The sequence below is a fragment of the Allobosea spartocytisi genome (assembly GCF_014764685.1).
Lineage (GTDB): Bacteria > Pseudomonadota > Alphaproteobacteria > Rhizobiales > Beijerinckiaceae > Allobosea > Allobosea spartocytisi.
The window spans coordinates 186,801-207,462 of record NZ_JACXWY010000002.1; the positions used below are offsets into that span (position 1 = coordinate 186,801).

At 66.6% G+C, this 20,662-nt stretch carries 19 protein-coding genes; 9 read left to right on the forward strand and 10 right to left on the reverse strand.

All coding sequences use genetic code 11. From position 1 onward, the window contains the following. Positions 1 to 53 precede the first annotated feature (53 nt). The gene (locus IED13_RS03690; protein ID WP_191123421.1) at positions 54 to 899 is read right to left on the reverse strand and encodes a LysR family transcriptional regulator; all 846 of its coding nucleotides are present in this window, start codon (positions 897 to 899) and stop codon (positions 54 to 56) included. A 122-nt stretch (positions 900 to 1,021) separates the two neighbouring features. Here IED13_RS03690 and IED13_RS03695 point away from each other — a divergent pair, with 122 nt between their 5' ends. From IED13_RS03695 to parC, 3 genes are all read left to right on the forward strand, one after another. Beyond that, positions 1,022 to 1,402 carry a tautomerase family protein gene (locus IED13_RS03695; protein ID WP_191123422.1) on the forward strand — a complete coding sequence of 127 codons (381 nt, stop codon included), beginning with the start codon at positions 1,022 to 1,024 and terminating at the stop codon, positions 1,400 to 1,402. Positions 1,403 to 1,543: 141 nt separating this feature from the next. Next, the gene (recO, locus tag IED13_RS03700; RefSeq protein WP_112761853.1) at positions 1,544 to 2,290 is read left to right on the forward strand and encodes a DNA repair protein RecO; all 747 of its coding nucleotides are present in this window, start codon (positions 1,544 to 1,546) and stop codon (positions 2,288 to 2,290) included. 180 nt (positions 2,291 to 2,470) lie between these two features. Continuing rightward, a complete protein-coding gene (parC, locus tag IED13_RS03705) occupies positions 2,471 to 4,717 on the forward strand; it encodes a DNA topoisomerase IV subunit A (RefSeq protein WP_191123423.1) in 2,247 nt (748 codons plus the stop codon). Positions 4,718 to 4,751: 34 nt separating this feature from the next. On the opposite strand, the gene IED13_RS03710 is transcribed toward parC, so the two are convergent. The 4 genes from IED13_RS03710 to IED13_RS03725 all read right to left on the reverse strand — a co-directional run bounded on the left by IED13_RS03710 (position 4,752) and on the right by IED13_RS03725 (position 8,523). After that, positions 4,752 to 5,612 carry a peptidoglycan-binding domain-containing protein gene (locus IED13_RS03710; protein WP_051988509.1) on the reverse strand — a complete coding sequence of 287 codons (861 nt, stop codon included), beginning with the start codon at positions 5,610 to 5,612 and terminating at the stop codon, positions 4,752 to 4,754. 203 nt (positions 5,613 to 5,815) lie between these two features. Next, positions 5,816 to 6,424: an outer membrane protein gene (locus tag IED13_RS03715; protein ID WP_038368326.1), complete on the reverse strand. Its 609-nt coding sequence runs from the start codon at positions 6,422 to 6,424 to the stop codon at positions 5,816 to 5,818. A gap of 104 nt (positions 6,425 to 6,528) precedes the next feature. After that, positions 6,529 to 7,554 (reverse strand): DUF2336 domain-containing protein, encoded by a 1,026-nt coding sequence (locus IED13_RS03720; RefSeq protein WP_191123424.1) that lies wholly within the window; start codon positions 7,552 to 7,554, stop codon positions 6,529 to 6,531. Positions 7,555 to 7,758: 204 nt separating this feature from the next. Beyond that, on the reverse strand, positions 7,759 to 8,523 hold the full coding sequence (locus tag IED13_RS03725) for an arginyltransferase (protein ID WP_038368323.1): 765 nt from the start codon (positions 8,521 to 8,523) through the stop codon (positions 7,759 to 7,761). A gap of 86 nt (positions 8,524 to 8,609) precedes the next feature. Here IED13_RS03725 and IED13_RS03730 point away from each other — a divergent pair, with 86 nt between their 5' ends. After that, entirely contained in the window at positions 8,610 to 9,440 is an 831-nt protein-coding gene (locus tag IED13_RS03730; protein WP_191123425.1) for a class I SAM-dependent methyltransferase, read from the forward strand. A 4-nt stretch (positions 9,441 to 9,444) separates the two neighbouring features. Here IED13_RS03730 and IED13_RS03735 read toward each other — a convergent pair whose 3' ends face one another. The 5 genes from IED13_RS03735 to hemB form a co-directional block, all read right to left on the reverse strand. Beyond that, on the reverse strand, positions 9,445 to 9,918 hold the full coding sequence (locus tag IED13_RS03735; RefSeq protein WP_051988508.1) for an RDD family protein: 474 nt from the start codon (positions 9,916 to 9,918) through the stop codon (positions 9,445 to 9,447). Between the two features lie 56 nt (positions 9,919 to 9,974). After that, positions 9,975 to 11,219 carry a threonine ammonia-lyase gene (locus IED13_RS03740; protein WP_038368319.1) on the reverse strand — a complete coding sequence of 415 codons (1,245 nt, stop codon included), beginning with the start codon at positions 11,217 to 11,219 and terminating at the stop codon, positions 9,975 to 9,977. A gap of 74 nt (positions 11,220 to 11,293) precedes the next feature. Beyond that, a complete protein-coding gene (locus tag IED13_RS03745; RefSeq protein WP_142020702.1) occupies positions 11,294 to 12,634 on the reverse strand; it encodes a branched-chain amino acid ABC transporter permease in 1,341 nt (446 codons plus the stop codon). Positions 12,635 to 12,699: 65 nt separating this feature from the next. After that, entirely contained in the window at positions 12,700 to 13,122 is a 423-nt protein-coding gene (locus tag IED13_RS03750; protein WP_191123426.1) for a GatB/YqeY domain-containing protein, read from the reverse strand. A gap of 33 nt (positions 13,123 to 13,155) precedes the next feature. Beyond that, a complete protein-coding gene (hemB, locus tag IED13_RS03755; protein ID WP_191123427.1) occupies positions 13,156 to 14,211 on the reverse strand; it encodes a porphobilinogen synthase in 1,056 nt (351 codons plus the stop codon). A gap of 275 nt (positions 14,212 to 14,486) precedes the next feature. Here hemB and IED13_RS03760 point away from each other — a divergent pair, with 275 nt between their 5' ends. The 5 genes from IED13_RS03760 to IED13_RS03780 all read left to right on the forward strand — a co-directional run bounded on the left by IED13_RS03760 (position 14,487) and on the right by IED13_RS03780 (position 20,637). Next, on the forward strand, positions 14,487 to 16,526 hold the full coding sequence (locus IED13_RS03760) for a putative bifunctional diguanylate cyclase/phosphodiesterase (RefSeq protein ID WP_210323492.1): 2,040 nt from the start codon (positions 14,487 to 14,489) through the stop codon (positions 16,524 to 16,526). Positions 16,527 to 16,748: 222 nt separating this feature from the next. Next, positions 16,749 to 17,804, forward strand: coding sequence for an enoyl-CoA hydratase/isomerase family protein (locus tag IED13_RS03765; RefSeq protein ID WP_133565642.1), 1,056 nt, complete (start codon positions 16,749 to 16,751; stop codon positions 17,802 to 17,804). Between the two features lie 2 nt (positions 17,805 to 17,806). After that, a complete protein-coding gene (locus IED13_RS03770) occupies positions 17,807 to 18,247 on the forward strand; it encodes a DUF6163 family protein (RefSeq protein ID WP_051988506.1) in 441 nt (146 codons plus the stop codon). Positions 18,248 to 18,588: 341 nt separating this feature from the next. Continuing rightward, on the forward strand, positions 18,589 to 19,101 hold the full coding sequence (ldtR, locus tag IED13_RS03775) for a transcriptional regulator LdtR (protein WP_038368311.1): 513 nt from the start codon (positions 18,589 to 18,591) through the stop codon (positions 19,099 to 19,101). A gap of 291 nt (positions 19,102 to 19,392) precedes the next feature. Further along, on the forward strand, positions 19,393 to 20,637 hold the full coding sequence (locus tag IED13_RS03780; protein ID WP_191123429.1) for a L,D-transpeptidase family protein: 1,245 nt from the start codon (positions 19,393 to 19,395) through the stop codon (positions 20,635 to 20,637). Positions 20,638 to 20,662 lie beyond the last annotated feature (25 nt).

Here is a 20,662-nt window from a genome sequence, read left to right on the forward strand (position 1 = left end):
GTTCTTCCGGGGCAGGTCCGTCATTCCCGATGACGGCAGCCTTACCGCGAGGCTCACCCCCGGAACGCCACCGCGAGTTCGCGGACGAAGGAGCGCCCGCGTGCGCTGGAAACCTGGCTGCGCAGCACGACCTGCGAGCGGCCGAGCGGCGGCAGGCCCCAATCCGCCCCGACATCGACCGCGTCGCGCGGCGCGATGCGGCTGGCGAGCGGGCTGACGCCCAACCCACCCGAGACCGCCGCGAGCACCGCCGCCATGCCGCCGCCGATGAAGGCTTCGCGCCAGGGCCGGCCGCAGCGGGTCAATGCCTCGATGGCGTGGCGGCGCAGGCGGCACTCGGTGACGAGGCTGATCATCGGCAGCGGCGCGTCCGGCCGGCGCGTCAGCGCAGGCGAGGCGAACCAGCCGAAGACATCCTCGCGCAGCACCTCGCCGGTCCTGCCTCCCCCGACCCGTCGGACCAGCACGACGTCGAGTTCCCCGGCCTCGAAGGCGGCTTCCAGCAGGCTTGACGGCTCGATCCGGAGATTGACGACGAGGCCGGGATCATGCGCCGCCAGACGCGAGAGCAGGAGTGGGATATCGGGCCCCGCCGCCTGTTCGCTGATGCCGACCGTGATACGCTCCGGCTCCTCGGTGAAGGCTGCGAGCGCCCGGCCATGCGCCGCCAGGAATTCCCGCGCCGCCGGCAGGAAGCGCTCGCCTTCCGGCGTCAATCGCACGAGGCGCGGATGGCGTTGGAGCAGCAGCCGGCCGAGCGTGGTTTCGAGACGCTTGATCCGGGTGCTGACCAGCGATTGCGTCGAGCCGAGCGCCTCCGCCGCGCGCGTGAAGCTGGCGAGCTCGGCCGCTTGCAGGAAGGCGGCGACGGCGTCCACGTCGAGGGCAGGGGAGCTCATCAATCAAAAATCCGTATCTCTGATATCTCGTATGATACGGTTTTATGTTTGTCGTTTCAACGCTAGCTTCTCTCCATCGGCGACCGGCGCGGGATCGCGCTTCGCCGCAAATGGAGACGACCATGCCCCTGATCCGGATTTCCATGCGCCGCGGCCGCCCGGCCTCCGAACCCGCCGCCATCGTCGATGGCGTCTACAAGGCGCTGCGCGAGACCTTCGAGGTGCCTGAGGGCGATCTCTTCGCGCTGGTTCACCAGCACGATGCCGGCGAGTTCATCTACGACGCCAATTATTTCGGCTTTGACCGCTCGGATGCGATGGTGGTCATCCAGATCACCGTCAGCGCCTCGCGCGGCGTGACGCAGAAGAAGGCATTGTTCGCGAGGATCCACGAGAATTTGCGCCGCGATCCCGGCCTGCGCTCCGACGACATCTTCATCATTCTCGTCGAGACGGCACGCGAGAACTGGTCCTTCGGCGGCGGCATCGCGCAATATGTGTGAAACCGACGAGGCGTCGTTCTCGGGCGAAGCGAAGCGCAGACCCGAGAATCTCATGACAAGATAGCTCGTTTCCGAGATGGTCGGGGCAAGCCCGACCATGACGCGGTTCCTTCCTGCGCTTGTCTGCCCTACATCCAGTCCATGGAATGGGTCGACGAGGGCACCGTCATCGGGCTGAGGGGGCATGGCGAAAGCGCCGTGATCCTGGAGGTGATGACGCGCTTCCACGGCCGCCATCTCGGCCTCGTTCGCGGCGGGCGCTCGCAGAAGACGCAGCCGCTGCTCCAGCCCGGCAACCGGGTCGCGCTGACATGGCGGGCTCGTCTCGACGAGCATCTCGGCGAGTACAAGGTGGAGTTGCTGACCTCCCATGCCGCGCGATTGATGGCCGCACCGGTCGCGCTCTATGGGCTGGCGACCATCGCCGGCCTCTTGCGCCTCCTGCCGGAGCGAGATCCGCATCCGGGTCTCTATGAGGGGCTCGCCGTCCTCGTCGAGCATCTCGACGAGCCGCAGCTCGCCCCGCCGCTGGTGGTGCGCTTCGAGCTCGCCATGCTCTCCGAGCTCGGTTTCGGGCTCGATCTCGCCCGCTGCGCCGTGACTGGCACGCCCGATGACCTCAGCCATGTCTCACCGAAATCCGGCAAGGCCGTCAGCCGCCCGGCGGCGCAGCCCTATCTCGACCGGCTGCTGAAGCTCCCGGCCTTTCTCGTCGAGGGGCAGGGCGGACGCCAGCCCTCCGCCGCCGACATCCTGTCGGGCTTCTCCCTGACCGGCTTTTTCCTGCGCCGGCACCTCTTCGAGCCGCGCGGTTTGCAGGAGCCGCCGGAGCGCGCCCGGCTGGTCGAGCTGGCGACGCGCTTGGCCGCGAATTCATCCACCGATTGAACGCAAAATGGCCGCTCCGGCGTTTGCGCGCATGCGTGCGTACCTGCATTGTTCTGGCGGGCTGATTCGTGCTGTGCCATAGAGCATGGCGCGAAGAAGCGGGTGCCGGTTTCCGCAGGGAGCAATGCTCCAGACGATCAGGATCGGCGCGAATTTGGACGGGAAGAGGGCTGACAGCGTATGGGCAAACCGATCGATCCGCCGCCGGAGGATGGAGCCGAGCGCATCGATCTGAAATCGGCGCTCGAAGAACGCTATCTCGCCTATGCGCTCTCCACGATCATGCATCGCGCCTTGCCGGATGCGCGCGACGGCTTGAAGCCGGTCCACCGGCGCATCATCCATGCGATGCGTCTGCTCCGGCTCGACCCCGGCCAGGTCCACAAGAAATGCGCCCGCATCGTCGGCGACGTCATCGGTAAGTTCCACCCGCATGGCGACCAGTCGGTCTATGACGCGCTGGTGCGCCTCGCGCAGGATTTCGCCCAGCGCTACCCGCTCGTCGACGGGCAGGGCAATTTCGGCAATATCGACGGGGACAACGCCGCCGCCTATCGTTACACCGAAGCGCGCATGACCGAGGTCGCGCGCCTGCTCCTCGACGGCATAGACGAGGACGCGGTCGATTTCCGCGAGACCTATAACGGTGAGGACGAGGAGCCGGTCGTACTGCCGGCCGCCTTCCCGAACCTGCTGGCCAACGGCTCGCAGGGCATCGCGGTCGGCATGGCGACCTCGATCCCGCCGCACAACGCGGCCGAGCTCTGCGACGCCGCGCTCTACCTGATCCAGCACCCGGAGACCTCCTCCGAGCAGCTCATGACCTTCGTGCCCGGGCCGGATTTCCCGACCGGCGGCATCATCGTCGAGACCCGCGCCTCGATGGCGGAGACCTACCGCACCGGGCGCGGCGCCTTCCGCACCCGCGCGCGCTGGCTGAAGGAGGACCTTGAGCGGGGCGCCTGGCAGGTCGTCGTCACCGAGATCCCCTACATGGTCTCGAAGGGCCGGCTGATCGAGAAGATCGCGGAACTGCTCAACGACAAGAAGCTGCCTCTGGTCGCCGACCTGCGCGACGAATCCGCCGAGGACATCCGCATCGTCATCGAGCCGCGCGCCCGCAATGTCGATGCCAACCTGATGATGGAATCGCTGTTCAGGCTCTCCGAGCTCGAAGCGCGCATTCCGATGAACATGAACGTGTTGACCGGCGGGCTGGTGCCGCGCGTGCTCGGCCTCGCCGAGGCGCTGCGCGCCTGGCTCGACCATCGCCGCGAGGTGCTGCAGCGGCGCTCGCGCTTCCGGCTCGGCCAGATCGACAAGCGGCTGGAAATCCTGCGCGGCCTGCTGATCGTCTATCTCGACCTCGACCGGGTGATCAAAATCATCCGCGAGGAGGACGAGCCGAAGATCGAGCTGATGAAGGTCTTCGAGCTCACCGAGGTCCAGGCCAACGCGATCCTCGACACGCGCCTGCGCGCGCTGCGCAAGCTCGAGGAGATGCAGCTCAAGACCGAGCTCGACGAATTGACCAAGGAGAAGGGGCAGATCGAGGAGCTGCTCGGCTCCGAGGCGACCCAGTGGAAGACCATCGCCTGGGACATCCGCCAGGTGAAGAAGACCTTCGGACCGGAGACGGCGATCGGCAAGCGCCGCACCGATTTCGCGGATATGCCCGATACCACCGATATCGACCTGACCCAGGCCATGGTCGAGCGCGAGCCGATCACGGTCGTGATCTCGAAGAAGGGCTGGATCCGCGCGCTGAAGGGCCATGTCCAGGACAAGTCGAGCTTCTCCTTCAAGGGCGACGACACGCTCCAGACGGCCTTCTTCACCGAAACGACGGCGAAGGTGCTGGTGCTCGCCTCGAACGGCAAGGTCTTCACGCTGGAGGCCTCGAAGCTGCCGGGCGGGCGCGGCTTCGGCGATCCGATCCGCCTGATGATCGAGCTCGAGGAGACGGCCGAGATCGTCTCGGCTTTCGCCTACAAGCCCGGTTCGAAGCTGCTGATGGTGACGAGCGAGGGCAGGGGCTTCGTCGCGCCCGCGGACGATGTCGTCGCCAATACGCGTAAAGGGAGGCAGGTCCTGAATGTCGACGGAGCGACCGTCGCGATGCTGGCCGTGCCGGCCGATGGCGACCATGTCGCGATCATCGGCCAGAACCGCAAGCTGCTCTGCTTCCCGATTTCCGAGGTGGCGGAGATGGGGCGCGGCAAAGGCGTGCGCCTGCAACGCTACAAGGATGGTGGCCTCTCCGACGCCAAGACCTTCAAGCTGGCTGATGGACTGACCTGGCTCGACACCTCCGGCCGGACCTGGACAGTGCCGCAGGCCGATCTGCTCGAATGGCTCGGCCACCGCGCCGAGTCCGGCCGCCTGCCGCCCAAGGGCTTCCCGAAGAGCAACAGCTTCGGCGGCTGACGGGCTTAAGGTCGCGACGCCCGCGGCGGTCCGGTCAAAAAGTCCCGACGACGCCGAGGAAGAAATTGCAGGTGACGGTCGCCTTGAAATAGTTCGACTGCGCCTTGCCGGTGTAGTCGATTTCGATCTCGCCTTCGGCCCGGCCTTGCAGCATGACGAGCGGCGTCGCTCCGCCCGGCCGCCCGGTGAGCCGGAGATTGTACTGCGCGCTGCCGGATTGGCTGATCTTGTTGGGATCGAGCGGGGAATATTTCGGGATTCCGATATCGACATCGAGCCCGGCGGTCGGCTCGCTGATCGATTTGAACGGCTTCGGGATGAACGACAGGATCTGAGCCTTGAACCTGCTGTTGACCGGGATGTCCTGGACCAGCTTGACGATGTTCTGCGTCGATCGCACGACCGGGTCGCTCGGGTCCTGCACCGGCACGAGCGTGAAGGTCAGGTTGAGCAGGCTCGGCTGTCTCACGGGTGAGAAGGACGCCGAGGAGACCCCCGCCAGGCTCAACTGAGGGCCCAGGATGACCGGGGGCTGCAGGACGAATTGCGGCTGCTTGGGCGTGGTGCCTGGCAGCGTCAGCGGCGGGATCAGCTGCGGCGGCTTGATTCCTAAAGCCCCGCCGGCTCCGAAGGTCGGCCGCGTCAATTCGGGAAAGACGAGGACCTGCGCCGGGAAGGTTTCGACTTCGAACAGGATGGCGCGGGTCCTCGGGCCGACGATGCCGTCCTTCGTCAGCCCGTGAAGCGTCTGGAATTTGCTCACCCGCTCATGAGTCTTCGGCCCGAAGATGGCGTCGAGCGCGAGCGGGGTTTCGCGACGCAGATGGTAGTTCAGCCGGTCCTGGAGGATCCGCACATCCTGGCCGCTCATGCCCTTGCTGAGATTGCGCGCCATCGCTTCGCCTCGCCTGAGGAGTTCGAAGCCGGGCGACGGGGATCCAGGCTGCCGGCCCGCGGCACGCTCGCCCGATCCGGGAACGTCCGGTCAGGCGCAGCTTATTGTGTCCGCGAGCGGCGGGATCATCAGTTTGGAGGACGAGGGCGAAATCTCGGGGCGATGCGCGGGATGCCGCCCTGCCGGTGTCGGCGCCGACTCCGTCAGCGAAGCCGTTGGCCGACCACGCCGACCTCGACGCCGAGCGTCAGCTTGTCGGTAACGGCCCATTCCACGCCGGCCCGCGCCTCGGGCCTGACCGCGATATCGCTCTGGCTGAAGGGCGGGGAGACGCTCGTCGCGCCATAGCGCCAGGTCTCGTTCGCGGCGGACATGCCGACCTTGGTGTAGACCAGCACGTCCGGTGTCACGAGCACGCCGGTCTTGATCTGGAACGCGCCGGCGAAATCGCGGGTATAGGCGACATTGCCGAAGCTCGGCGTGCCGTAGCCTCCGAGGGTGGGCGAGTAGTCGAGCGCGCCGACGATGCCGTAGACGAAATTGCCCTCCTGCCGCATCGTTCCCATTTCGAGGCCGAAGGTTGGCCCCGCGCTGGTGCGCATATGCTTGCCGCTCGTCACCTGGAAGCCGGAGGAGATGCGCGCATAGGAGCCCTCCCATTTCGGTGAGAGCGAGGGCGCGTCCCAGGCGAAGGAGGGCAGCGAGGCGAAGCCGGTGAGCGGGAGCGAGGTCTGGGCCCGTGCCGTGCCGGCGGCTGCAAACAGAGCCAGCCCAGCGGCGGTCACGGCGGCGGAAACGACCGGAAATCTCACGTCGAAGGCATCCTCACGGCAAATACCTGCTGGAGCCTAGCATGAGGTCCGGCGAATGTCGCCGTTTTGTGGCGCGGCCGCTCCGCGCAGGCGCGCCTGGCGGCTCAGGCGATCTTGGTGCGCAGCTTGAGGAAGCGCAGCGTCCGCTCGGCGGTGGCGAGGTCGAGCTTGGCATAGGCGTCGACGTCGTCGTCGATGTCGCGCGAGGAGAAATAGAGCCGTCGCGCCCGCAATTGCAGGATGGCGCGGAAGGCCGTCATGCCGACGCCGAGCGAACGGCAGGTCACCGCGATGCCGCTGGCATTGCGCTGCATCAGCACCCGCAGCGCCTGCTCGGGGGTGATCTCGGCGACTTGCGACAAGACCTGCGCCAGGTGGAAGGCGCGGTCCTCGTCGGCCAGCATGGTCAGGACGTCGTCGACCTCGCGCACCTTGGCGGTGAGATCGGAGAGCAGGAGCTTCACTTCCAGACGCTGCTGGCGGGCCTGCCGGGCGAGCGAGACCGCTTCGTCGGTCGGTGTCCCCGCAGCGCCGGAGCCGTCCGACAATTGCTCGACGATGCGCAGCACCCGTTCAGCCCGTTTCGGTGCGAGATCCGAGCGCCGGGCGAGGTTGCCGGCGATTCCCGCATCGCCGGTGCCGCGCTCCAGCAGCCGGTCGAAGCCGCGATCCGAGAAGGCGGCGCCCTCATTGGCGCTGACGGTTGAGAGAACGGTCCGGTCGCCGCGCTCGACCAGGATGTCGGTGACGCTCTCGGACAGGCGCGCGCGCTCGGCGATGGCCGCGAGATGCTGCTGCGTCTGGCTGACGGCGATGGCGGCGAGATCGGTGTCGGTGAGGACCGGGGACAGGGTCAGGACCAGCCGCGCCACCTCGACATTGTCGTCGCCGCCGAGCGTGACGGCGACGTTGCGCGGCAGGCTCGGCAGCGCCGCGACGCGATCGGCATAGCCCTGGCGGTCCTCGTCGCCGAGATGGGAGAGCGACGTCACCGCGATGTCGCCGTAATGCTCCTTGCTAACCTCGCTCGGCTCCTGGTCCAGCAGGAACAGGTCCGTGACGGCATTGAGCAACTGCCGGCGCGAATCCGACGACATCTCGGCCGGCATCCGGGTCAGGTCGCGCAGCATGAAGCCCCCCAGGCGATCAGGTACCGGGACAATGCGAGATGCGGACTTGATTTACTCTTAAGCCGATTGCGCTTTTTCGGGGAAAACGGGGGCGGATACGCCGATCCCTGACCGTATGGCCCGACGCCCTACGGGAATGCGATCATTCTTGAGATAATGCCCTCATAGGTTGCGGAATTCGGTTCGTTGGCGTCGCGACGCGCTTCACGCGGTGGGAGCGTTCGTCTCGACCCGCTCCCAGCCCTGCGGCGTCAGCCGCTCCTGCGGCAGGAACCGGGCCTTGTAGGACATCTTGGGCGAGCCATCGACCCAATAGCCGAGATAGACGTAAGGCAGTCCGAGCCTGCGGGCGCGCGCGATGTGATCGAGCACCATGAAGGTGCCGAGCGAGCGGAGCTCCAGCCCGGGATCATAGACCGAATAGACCATCGACAGGCCGTCGTTCAGCGTGTCGGTCAGCGCCATGGCGAAGAGGTCGCCCTGGCCGCGCCCGGTGAAGCCCGAATCCGGTCCGCGCCGCCGATACTCGATCAGGTTGGTCTCGACATGGGTGTCCTCGACCATCATCGCGAAGTCGAGCGCCGACATCGTCGCCATGCCGCCGTCCGGATGCCGCTCGTCGAGATAGGAGCGGAACAGGGAATAATGCTCGGAGCGCGGCTGCGGCGGGCGGGCCTCGCCGATCAGGTCGCTGTTGCGGGCCAGCACCTTGCGGAAGCCGCGCGAGTAGCGGAAATCGTCGACGCAGACGCGCACCGAGACGCAGGCCCGGCAGACCTCGCAGGCCGGGCGGTAGGCGATGCTCTGCGAACGCCGGAATCCGCCTTGCGACAGCACGTTGTTGAGGTCGCCGGCGCGCGGTCCGACGAGATGGGTGAACACCTTCCGTTCCTCGCGGCCCGGCAAATAGGGACACGCGGTCGGCGAAGTGAGGTAGAATTGCGGGGCATCCCGCAACGGGCGCGTCACGTCGGCTGGCTCCCCGGAAGCTTCCGCCCTTCAATGTAGCATCGGCAGCGGCGGCAACAAGCGCGATGCGAGATCGGGAGGACGCGATGGCCGGTGAAAAGGTAGTTCTCCACGGCGCGCGCGAAACGCTTCTCGTCACGCTCTGTGCCAAGGCCGGCGAGAGCCAGCTGCCCGATACCCTGCTGAAGGACCGCTTTGCCGCGCAGGCCCTGGCGGGGATCGACTACGATTTCGACCGGCTGAGGATCGACCGCGACATCATGATCGGCGTCGCCTTGCGGGCTCACCTCATCGATGGCTGGACGCGCGATTTTCTGGGGCGACACCCGGATGCGACGGTGCTTCATCTCGGCTGCGGGCTGGACAGCCGCGTCTTCAGGATCGCGCCGCCCGAAACCGTCCGCTGGTTCGACGTCGACTACCCGGACGTGATCGCCCTGCGGCAGCGCCTCTACCCGGCCCGCGACGGCTGTGTGCTGATCGGCTCCTCGGTGACCGAGCCCGAATGGCTCGAAGCCGTGCCGCGGGACAAGCCGGCCTTCGTCATCGCCGAAGGGCTGTTGCCCTATTTGCCGTCGGAGGAGGTGCCGTTGCTGCTGGAGCGCGTGACCGGGCATCTGCCCGGGGGCGAGCTGGCCTTCGATGCCTATAGCCAGCTCGGGCTCATCCTGATCGCCTGGCAGCCCTCCATCCGCGCCACCGGCGCGGCCTTGCACTGGGCGCTCGACGAGCCGGAGGAACTGCTCCGGCAGCTTCCCCGGCTCGAGCTGGTGGAGGAGCTCACAGGCTATGGTTCGCGCGGCTACGACCTCGACCAGATCGCGCGCCTGTCCCTGTTCGCGCGAATGGCCGTGCCGGTCATGGAGATGATCCCGGCCTTCTCGCGAATCGGCCGCCTGCTGCGTTTCCGGTTTTAGCCCCTCAAGCCCGCACGACCACGAGGCCGGTCAGCAGGTCATGGCCGAGGCGCCGATCGGAGCGGAAGAGGCCGCAGCCGATGTCGATGAGCCACAGCGCCACCGTTCCGGCCGCGACGTAGAAGAACAGCGCATGCACCGCCGCGACGAGCCCGTCCGGCCGCCCGCCATCCGCGGTCTCGACCCGCAAGCCGGCGACGCGCATGCCCCAGGTCGACTGGCGCCGGCCGCCGACCGTCAAGGCCGCATACCCCAGCGCCGTCACGAAGGCGGCGGCCGGGATCAGGAACCAGGTCGCGCCGAAGGTGACGAGGCCGAGCACCACCAGCAGCAGGAAGACCAGCCAGCCGAGGAAGAACAGCACGACGATGTCGATGATCCAGGCGAAGAGCCGCGAGCCCAGGACGCCGCTGACGTTCTGGTAGGGACGCTGCTCCAGAGCCGTGATCGGCGGCTGGCCGTAGCGGGTATCGCTCATCGAACTCGATCCTCATGACGGCGCGCGGGAATGCGCACCCGGGCAACAATGTTTGATCAGCGCGTCGGTTCCGCAAGGCCACGCGGCAGGATGCGCCGGGGCGCGAAGCCATTTTTCGCCAGCATGTCCTCGATCGCGCGCGAATGCGCCTCGCCGCGCGTCTCGACCGTGACGTCGAGCGAGACGCCCTTCGCCGGCACGTCGAGGAAAAGCCGGCCATGGCTGACCTCGAGGATATTGGCCCCCTCATTGCCGAGCAGGCTCGCGATCTTGCCGAGCAGGCCGGGCCGGTCGCTGCTGGTCAGGCGGAAGGCGACGATACGGTCCTCCCGCTCCAGCTCGCGCACCATGATCGCGGCGAGCAGGCGGGTGTCGATGTTGCCGCCGCAGAGCACGAGCCCGACCTTGCGCCCGGCATAGCGCTCCGGCTCCTTCAGCATGGCCGCGAGCCCGGCCGCGCCGGCGCCTTCCGCCAGGCTGTGCTGCAGGCAGGCATAGGCGTTGACGGCGCGCTCGATCAGGTCTTCGCCGACGAGCACGATGTCGGAAACCAGCTTCGAGACGATCGGCAGCGTCATCTGGCCGACGGTCTTGACCGCGATGCCCTCGGCCAGCGTCGCCCCGCCGATGGGGCGGTCCTGCCCGTTCACGGCGTTGAAGAAGGAGGGGTAGAGGTCGGCCTCGACGCCGATCAGCTCGATGCCGGGCTTGATCGCCTTGGCGGCGACGGCGTTGCCGGCCATCAGCCCGCCGCCGCCGAGCGGGATGATCAGCATGTCGAGATCGGGCTCGTCGGCGAGCATCTCGCGCGCGACGGTGCCCTGGCCCGCCATCACCGCGGCATCGTCATAGGGGTGGACGAAGACGAGCTGCTCGGCGCCGGCGAGCTCGCGTGCCTTCTGCGCGGATTCGTAGAGCGTCTCGCCATGGAGCACGACGCGCGCGCCATGGGCGCGGGTGTTCTCGACCTTCACCAGCGGCGTCGTCTCGGGCATCACGATGGTCGCCGGGATGCCGAAGCGCTTGGCGTGATAGGCCACCGCCTGGGCATGGTTGCCGGCCGACATGGCGATGACGCCGCGGGCCCGCTCGGCCTCGCTGAGCGAGAGCAGCTTGTTGACCGCGCCGCGCTCCTTGAAGGAGGCGGTCGCCTGCATGTTCTCATGCTTGACCATGACCTGCGCGCCCGTGAGCTCGGAGAGGCGCGGCGCCGGCACCAGCGGCGTGCGCAGGACATGGCCTGCGATCCGCCCCGCGGCGGCGTCGATGTCCTCGGGCGTGATCGCGAAGGTCTCGGTCATGATGAGGTCCGTGTCTCGTCCGGGGGCGAAAGGCAAATGTGTTTTCGGACGGAAGCCGATGCCGCAGGCTGTCGTCAAACCTGGCGCGGCGTCAATTCGCTGTCGCCGAAGAAGCCACCGGGGCGCCAGATCAGCACGATGGCGAGCAGCAGATAGACCGCGAGGTCGCGTTGCTCGATCGGCAGCGTCGCCGACCAGACCGCCTCGAAGCCGGCGATGAACAATCCGCCCAGCGCCGCGCCCGGCACCGAGCCGATGCCGCCGAGGATGGCCGCGACCAGCGCCTTGAGGCCGAGCGAGAAGCCGCCGGCGAAGCCCATGCCGCCATAGATCACCGTGACGATGACGCCCGCCATGCCGCAGAGCGCGCAGGCGATGATGACGGCGATGTCGCGCACGGCGCGTGCATCGACGCCGAACAGCGCCGCCGTGCCCTCGTCATCGGCGACCGCCCGCCAGGCCCGGCCATAGGCGGTGCGGCGGATGAGCTGCACCAGCCCGAGCGTGGCGCCCAACCCGATCAGCGTCAGGAGGGTCGCGACCGGGTTGAGCGTCACGATGAAATCGCCGGCATGGACGAGCGCCACGGGAGCGTTGAACACCGGCGGCAGCCAGCGCAATTGCGGCCCCTGGGCGAGGCGCAGATATTCCGAAAGCGCGATCGAAAGGCCGATCGTCGCGATCAGCATCTGCTGGCCGCTGGCGCGTTCGAGATGGCGCAGCACGAAGCGGCCCATGGCGAAACCGTGCAGCGCCGAGACGAGGATCGCCACGGTGAAGGCGACGGCGAGCCCCGTCAGCGGCGTCGAGACGGCGAGCGAGAGCAGCAGCGCCACGCCGACCACCGAGGCCAGCGCCCCGAGCGCGGCGAATTCGCCGAAGCACAGGATGATCCGGCCGGTCAGCCCGTAGACCAGCGCATAGGCGGCGGCGAGCAGCCCGTAGATCGCTGCCGAGGGCAGGCCGCTCAGTGCCTGCTGCAGGCCATAGGCGAGGCCGGCCGGCACGGCGGGCAGGTCCGACGCCGTGGGCGCGGCCGGGTCCGGCGGGGGCTCGCTGCGATCCTCGAGATAGAAGCGGCGCAGGAAATAGAAGCTGGCATCCGACATCGGCTGCCCGTCCGAGGCGATGCCGATCAGCGTCGGCCGCCCGAGCCCCTTGTCGTCCGTGCCGAACAGGCAGTCGATGCTGCGATGCCGCGCGACGCCGTCGCCGAGCTGCATCCGGTAGAGCAGGCGCAGGGCCCGCCGCACCGGGCCGACCGTCATCCGTTCGATCTCGATATGCGCTCCCGGCGGGTTGAGCGGCGGGATCGCCTGCCGGCACAGCCGCGTCTGGTCGGTGTCGAAGTCTTCGCCGCAACCGGCGAGGGCCACGAGGACGGCAACCAGAATCGGCAGGAGGAGCGGGCGCATGCGGCGGCAACGGTAGCGCTTGCCCGTGCCGTTTGAAACATGGCTTTGGAGTGGGTGGTGTGCCGCTAGCTCAGATCGGGCGGATCGAGATATCGATTCAGGGTCTGTGCTCCATCAGACAGATCCTGAGCCTTGTCGTCGCGCCCGAGGCTACGATACGTCTTCGCTGTATTGTTTCGGCTCTGGATTTCGGCTTCGACCAATCGGCGCAGCTCGTCCTTGCCCAGCACCTTGCGTGGGACTTCGACCGCGCTGTCGCCGAATGCGTGAAACACATAGCTGTCGTGCCGATCGCCGACTGGAACGGCCTGGGCATTGTCGATCGCAGCGATCAATTCACGCAGTGCCGTCACCTCGACCGATTTGCGCTCGCGCATCGCTGCTCGCAGGTCGGCCTTCAGTCGCGCCAGGAAGCTCTGGCTTTCATCCGTCATCATGCTGAAACCGTCGTCGCTTTCGAGCGGAGCGGAAAACCATTCGGCACCCACCGAACGCGCCGAAATCGTCTGGGACCGGAAAGCTCAGCCCGCCTTCAGCATCTTCGCCACGCGCGGCGCGAAATAGGTCAGCACGCCGTCGGCGCCGGCGCGCTTGAAGGCCAGCAGGCTCTCCAGCATCGCCTTGTCGCCGTCGAGCCAGCCATTCTGCACGGCGGCCATCAGCATCGCGTACTCGCCGGAGACCTGATAGGCGAAGGTCGGCACGCGGAACTGATCCTTCACCCGCGCCACCACGTCGAGATAGGGCAGGCCGGGCTTGATCATCACCATGTCGGCGCCCTCCTCGAGGTCGAGCGCGACCTCGGCGATGGCCTCGTCGGTGTTGGCCGGGTCCATCTGGTAGGTGCGCTTGTCGCCGATCAGCGTCGCATTGGTGCCGATGGCGTCCCGGAACGGGCCGTAGAAGGCGGACGCATATTTGGCCGCATAGGCCATGATCTGCACGTCCTCCTGGCCGGCGGTGTCGAGCGCGGCGCGGATCGCGCCGACGCGCCCGTCCATCATGTCGGAGGGGGCGATCACGTCGGCGCCGGCATCGGCCAGCGCCAGCGCCTGCCGGACGAGGATCGCGACGCTGGCATCGTTCAGGATGCGCTCGCCATCCATCACGCCGTCATGGCCATGCGAGGTGTAGGGGTCGAGCGCGGCGTCGCAGATGATGCCGATCTGCGGCACCTCCCGCTTGATCGCCCGCACCGCGCGGCACATCAGGTTTTCGCTGCTCAGCGCCTCGGAGCCCGTCGGGTCGCGCAGCGCCTTTTCGACATAGGGGAAGGGGGCGATGGCGGGGATGCCGAGTGCCGCCGCCTCGGCCGCCTGCCGGACGGCTTCGTCGATGTTCAGCCGGTCGACGCCGGGCATCCATTCCACCGGCGTGCGGGCCTGCTGCCCGTCCATCAGGAAGATCGGCCAGATCAGATCGTCGGTCGTCAGCCGCGTCTCGCGCACCAGCCGTCGCGACCACTCGGCCTTGCGGTTGCGGCGCATGCGGCGCGTCAACCCGAGCGAGGGGGCGGCCTGGGCCTCGCTCTGGCGCGATTCAGGATGGGGGAACGGCCTGACGACCCGGGATTCCATGGCGATGCCTCAAATGACGACGTCGCGGCACGCCCGAGGCTTGAGCGGGGGCGGCAGCTTCATGCCGGCTTCATATCACATCGGAACAATTCCAAACCAGAGGCGCATGGTCGCAAGCCTGGCGAGCATGCCGGTCTGGCCTGCGATGCCGGGCATTCGGTCTTTCAGTATTTCGAAAGTGGGCGGCCATACCTTGCTTGACCATTAGCTTGGGGAGGGGCCGACGCTTGACCACTCAGCGCATGACGCGAGCATTCCCCGTGGACAGCGCTCTGTTGAACGCTGTCGTGGAGCATGTGGACCAGGGAATTCTGATGGTGGATGCCAACGGCTATGTGGCGGTCTGCAATCAGCGCGCGATCGATCTGCTCGGCCTGCCTGCCGACTTGATGCGGTCCCATCCGTCGTTCGAGGCGGTGAAACGATGGCAGATGGAGCAAGGCGAATTTGGTACGGTCACCGAAGCGCTCCTTCGCGCCATCAAATACGAAGGAATAAACGTCGAAATTCTGGACTATGAGAGGCAGAGACCGGACGGGACGGTGCTGGAGGTTCGAACCAACCGCCTTCCCAATGGCGGAATGGTGCGCACCTTTACCGACATCACCATCCGCAATGCAGCCGAGAACGCGATCAGGGTGAGCGAGGAGCGCCTGCGGCTGGCGTTGCAAGCCAGCAGGATGGCGGCCTGGGAACTCGATCTCGAGACGCTGTGGGTCGATCGCTCCGAGAATTCCATGGTGCTGCTGGGGATTTCTTCGGGACCGGCGGCCGATTTCATCGATCGGGTGCATCCCGACGACCGGCAGAGGGTGACGACCTTCTGGCACGCCGTCATGTCGGAGGGCAGTGGCGCGACCGAAGTGCGCTACCTGTCCCCCGACGGCACGCATACATGGCTGTCGCTCAGGGCTGAGCGAAAGGGCGAAAACCGGCTCATCGGACTGACCTTCGACATCGCCGATCGGAAAGCGGCCGAGGAAGCCATCTGGCGAACCGCCAACCACGACCCCCTGACGGGCCTGGCGAACCGGGCGCTGTTCCATGTCCGCCTGAACGAGGCCCTGAAGAATGCGGGGGACTCCGGGGCCGGTGTGGGCCTGCTGCTGCTCGATCTCGACGACTTCAAGGATGTCAACGATACCCTCGGCCATGCGGTCGGAGACCTCCTCCTTCAGGAAGCGGCCCTTCGGCTCAGGAGCTTCGTTGGCGAAGGTGATACCGTGGCACGCCTCGGGGGCGATGAGTTCGCCATTATCCTCGCCGAGATTTCAGCGGGGAGCGACGCCATCGCCCGGGCTGCGGAAATTGTCGAGGCTCTGCGCGCGCCCTTCCAGCACGAGGGACGGGCGCTCTCCACCACGGTCAGCATTGGGCTGGCGACCTTCCCGGAACATCACCGCGACCCGGTCGAACTGATGAAGGACGCCGACATCGCGCTTTATCGCGCCAAGGAGCAGGGGCGCAGCCAGGCCGTGGTGTATACCAGCGCCGCCCGCGAGACGATGGAACACCGCGTGACCATCGCACATGACGTGCGGGAAGGGCTCGCTGCGCGGCAGTTCGTTCCGTACTACCAGCCGAAAGTGTCGTTGGTGACAGGCCGGATCGTCGGCTTCGAGGCCCTCGCGCGGTGGAACCACCCGACCAAAGGGCTTCTCACTCCCGGTTATTTTGGCTCCATGTTCGCCGAGCAGGCCATTTCGATTGCGCTGGGCGAGCAGATGATCCGCCAGGTTGCCGCCGATGTTCGGTTATGGCTGGACCAGGGTCTCGAATGCGGCCGGGTAGCCGTCAATTTGTCTTCGGCCGACATCTCCGACCCGAAACTCGCCGACAGGATTCTCCGCATCCTGGAAGAGGCGCGCGTCTCCTCCGAGCATTTCGAAGTCGAAGTGACCGAAACGGCGTTCCTCGGGCGCAGGACAGCGACGGCGTCCGCCATCTTGAGCGAACTGCATGAGGCTGGCGTCTCCATCGCTCTGGACGATTTCGGGACGGGGTTTGCCTCGCTCCTCCACCTCAAGCAGTTCCCCGTGGATCACATCAAGATCGACCAGAGTTTCGTGCAGAACCTGATCAGCGACGACAGTGACGCCGCGATTGTCGCCGCCATCGTGAGCCTCGGCCACGCCATGGGAATGCATACGACGGCAGAAGGGGTCGAAAGCGCCGAGCAGGCCGCGCGCCTGCGAGAAACAGGGTGCGATTCCGCTCAAGGCTATTTGTATGCAAGGCCTCTGCAAGGGGAGAAGGTGCCGAAGACCATTCGGAATTGGTCGCCGGCAGGCCGCTCGCCCTCGACCCGCTCCTGACGCACCAATGATCCGAGCCACCGGCCAGCACGCAACCTTCACCGGCTCCAGCAGCACCGTTTGAGCCGGGGCAGGTCTTGGAGGCAGGGTGCCGGCTTCAGGGGAGATCCTCCAGCGTTCGTTTCCACCCCAAACCGACATTTGCACCGTTACACCACCCCCCGCGTTGACAACCTCGCCCCCGCCTTCCAGAACCGCAGCCCATCGTAACCGGGGCGGATCATGGCGCAGGACCAGGACATCATCTGCGAGATCCGCGGCGCGGCCGGCGTGGTCATCCTCAACCGGCCGAAGGCGCTGAACGCGCTCAGCCTCGGCATGGTCCGCGAGCTCGCCCGCGCCCTCGACGCCTGGGAGAACGATCCGCAGGTGACGCGCGTCGTCGTCATCAGCACGAGCGAGAAGGCTTTTTCGGCCGGCGGCGACATCCGCTGGCTGCATGATTGCGGCAAGGCCGGCCGCCAGGACGAGATGCTCGCCTTCTGGGGCGAGGAGTACATCCTCAACCATCGCATCAAGACCTATCCCAAGCCCTATGTCGCGCTCATCGACGGCATCGTCATGGGCGGCGGTGTCGGCATCTCGCTGCATGGCAGCCATCGCATCGCCGGCGACCGCTATCTCTTCGCCATGCCCGAGGTCGGCATCGGCTTCTTCCCCGATGTCGGCGCGACCTATGCCTTGCCGCGCCTGCCCGGCGCCTTCGGCAACTTCCTCGCCCTGACCGGCGAGCGCATCGGTGCGGCCGACGCGCTTTCGGTCGGCCTTGCCACCCATAGCGTCGCCAGCGACCGCATGGCCGAGCTCGCCGACGCGCTGACCAGCCGCGCCGCCCTCGACGACATCCTCGCCGGCTTCACCATCGCCCGGCCGCCCGGCCCGTTGCAGGCGGAGGCCGCGACGATCGCGGACGCCTTCGCCGCGGCCTCGCCGCTGGAGGTCGTCGCGCGGCTGAAAGCTCTCGCGACCGGCGGCAGCGCCTTTGCCGGCAAGCTCGCGCAGACCATCGCCGCCAAATCGCCGACCAGCGTCGCCATCGCCCATGAGCAGATGCGCCGCGGCAAGGATCTCGATTTCGCCGAGGCGATGCGCACCGAATTCCGCATCGTCTCGCGCATCGCCCATGGCCATGATTTCTATGAAGGCGTGCGCGCGGTGGTGATCGACAAGGACCAGGCGCCGCACTGGCGGCCGGATACGCTGGAAGCCGTCGAGCCTGCCGCGATCGCGGCCTATTTCGCTCCGCTCGGCGCCGCCGAGCTGAAGCTGGAGGTCTGAGCTTGGGTCTGGGTGGCGACGTCGAGGCCCTGCGCGGCGAACAGGCGGGCGAGGGCGGCACCAAGGATGCGGCCCGCTGGCGGCTCGTGCTGGTCTGGTTCCTGCGGCTGCTCTCGGTGCTCTGGCTCGCCAAGGGGCTGATGGCCTGGATGGTGATCTTCGGCGTTTCGGGCGACGGCCAGCTGCCCTTCGAGAATCGTTTGCTCAGTTTCCAGGCGATCATCGTCTATTTCGCGGTGATCGACCTCGTCGCGGCGGTGGGGCTGTGGCTGACCTCGACCTGGGGCGGGGTGCTCTGGCTGCTCGCGACGCTGAGCCAGCTCCTGCTGAGCTTCTTCTTTCCGCGCTTCGTGCCGATGACGACCTGGATGGTCGGCATCTATATGGCGCTGATCGCGGTCTACTTCCTCGTCACCTGGGCGGCCGAGAACGAGGCGGAGTAGGGCGCTCCGGCCTCCTTGTCGAGCGAGCCCTCATCCTTCGAGACGCCATTCCCTCGGGAATGGCTCCTCAGGATGAGGCTCGGATTTCAGCGCAGATATCGACCCTCCGGCCGACTTCGAGCGACGGGCGCTGACGCCCTGCAACCGTGCGATTGCCGCGAGTCATGGTAAGAATCGCTTTAGCTTAAGCGTTTCTGGCTTCACCTACGATTCACCCAAAGGGGTAAATCTCCGATTCATCCTGATATTTAAACTCGTTTTCATCCGGGCAGGCTTATGGTGTTTTTCAGAAGCGGACCGGAAGAGAAATTCCGGCCGGCACACAACAGGCGGGTAATACCATGAAAGCGAGCGTGAAGACTTCTGTAGTTGCCAAGGATAGCGCGGCCGATCTCAACGTGAAGCCGCTTTATCTTGAGTCGCTCACCCTGGTGGAGCGGCTGCATCGCCGGCTTCTCGACGTCATCAAGGATGAGTTCGAGCGCCGCGGTCGCGACGACGTCAACAGCGTGCAGGCCCTGCTGCTCTACAATATCGGCGACGCCGAACTCTCCGCCAGCGAGCTGCGCACCCGCGGCTACTATCTCGGCTCGAACGTCTCCTACAACGTCAAGAAGCTGGTCGAGCTCGGCTATCTCCATCACGCCCGGTCGCGCATCGACCGCCGCTCGGTCCGCATCAGCCTGACCGAGAAGGGCGCCGAAGTGCACGACATCGTGAAGGGCGTCTACGACAAGCATGTTCGCACCGTCGAGCAGATCGGCGGCATCGCGGCTGATGACTTCGAGCGCATGAACAACGCGCTGCTGCGGCTGGAGCGCTTCTGGACCGATCAGATCCGCTACAAGCTCTGAAGGCCGTCTTTCCAGGGGTTTCGGGAGATTGCCCACCGGGCGGCTGGCTAACCCCAGCCGTCCGGGGTCGTTTCAGCGGCGGTGAGATGCCGGCCGGCAGTCAAGTGTGACTTTACTGCCATGCATGCGGCAAAACATGGCCATGCCCTAAATTCGCCGCTCTCATCACGCCTCTTTAACTGTGATACGACACCGTCGCCGTCATGGGAGCCGATCAGCCGCGCTGCCGCTCCCGCCGGCGGCGTTTTCGTGCCGGCCGCCCGCGTTCGGATGAAGTTGAAGAGGGAAGAGATGTCGCAACTGAGCCTGACACGCCGCGAGACTGTGCTGGCGCTGCTTTCCGGCGCTGCCTCGACCGCAGCGGCTCCTGCTTTCGCCCAGCAGGCCGAATGGCTTCAGAATTACGATGCCGGCCCGCGCAACGCCGTGTTGCGCTCCTCGACGCCGATGCTGTCGCCCGAGTCGCTGCAGGCGACCGAGCAGGCCATCGCTGCCTATCGCGACCTTGCCGCCCGCGGCGGCTGGCAACCGGTGCAGTTGCCCGATCGCATGGGCCTCGGCGCCAGGGGGTCCGCCGTTGCGGCGCTGCGCCAGCGCCTCTCGATCACCGGCGACCTCCAGCAGAATGCCGGTGAGAGCAACGTCTACGACTCCTATGTCGAAGCGGCGGTGCGCCAGTTCCAGGCCCGGGTCGGCCTCTCCACGACCGGCGCGATCAACCGCGCGACGGTCGTTGCGCTGAACGTTCCGATCGACCGCCGCATCCGCCAGCTCGAGACCAACGTCGTGCGCCTGCGCACCTGGTCCGGCAATCTCGGCGGGCGCTATGTCGTCGCCAACATCCCGGCTGCGATGGTCGAGACGGTCGAGAACGGCCATGTCGCGACGCGCCATGCTGCCGGCGTCGGCAAGATCGACCGCCAGTCGCCGCTGCTCCAGACCAAGATTCCGGAAGTCAATTTCAACCCGACCTGGACGGTTCCCGCCTCGATCATCAAGAAGGACCTCATCCCGAAGATGAGGAAGGAGCCGAACTACCTCGCCGAGAACAAGATCCGCATCATCTCGTCCAGCGGTGGCGAGATCGCGCCTTCGCAGGTCAACTGGAATTCGGACGAGGCGACGCGCTACACCTTCCGGCAGGATCCGGGCGGCGACTTCAACTCGCTCGGCTTCGTGCGCATCAACATTCCCAGCCCCTACGGCGTCTACATGCACGACACGCCGGCCAAGGGCATCTTCGGCGACGATTACCGCTTCGTCTCCTCGGGCTGCATGCGCGTCCAGAACGTGCGCGACTACGTCGCCTGGCTGCTCAAGAACACCCCCGGCTGGGACCGTGCCAAGATCGACGAAACGATCAATTCCGGCCAGCGCGTCAACGCCCGCATCGCCGATCCGGTCTCCTGCTATTGGGTCTATGTCACGGCCTGGGCGACGCCGGATGGCGGTGTGCAGTTCCGCGACGACATCTACAACAAGGACGGCCTCGGCCCGGCGCCGGTCGCCGCGCTTCAGGGCGAAAACGACATCTGATCCCGGGCGCTCCGCCGGATCGCTA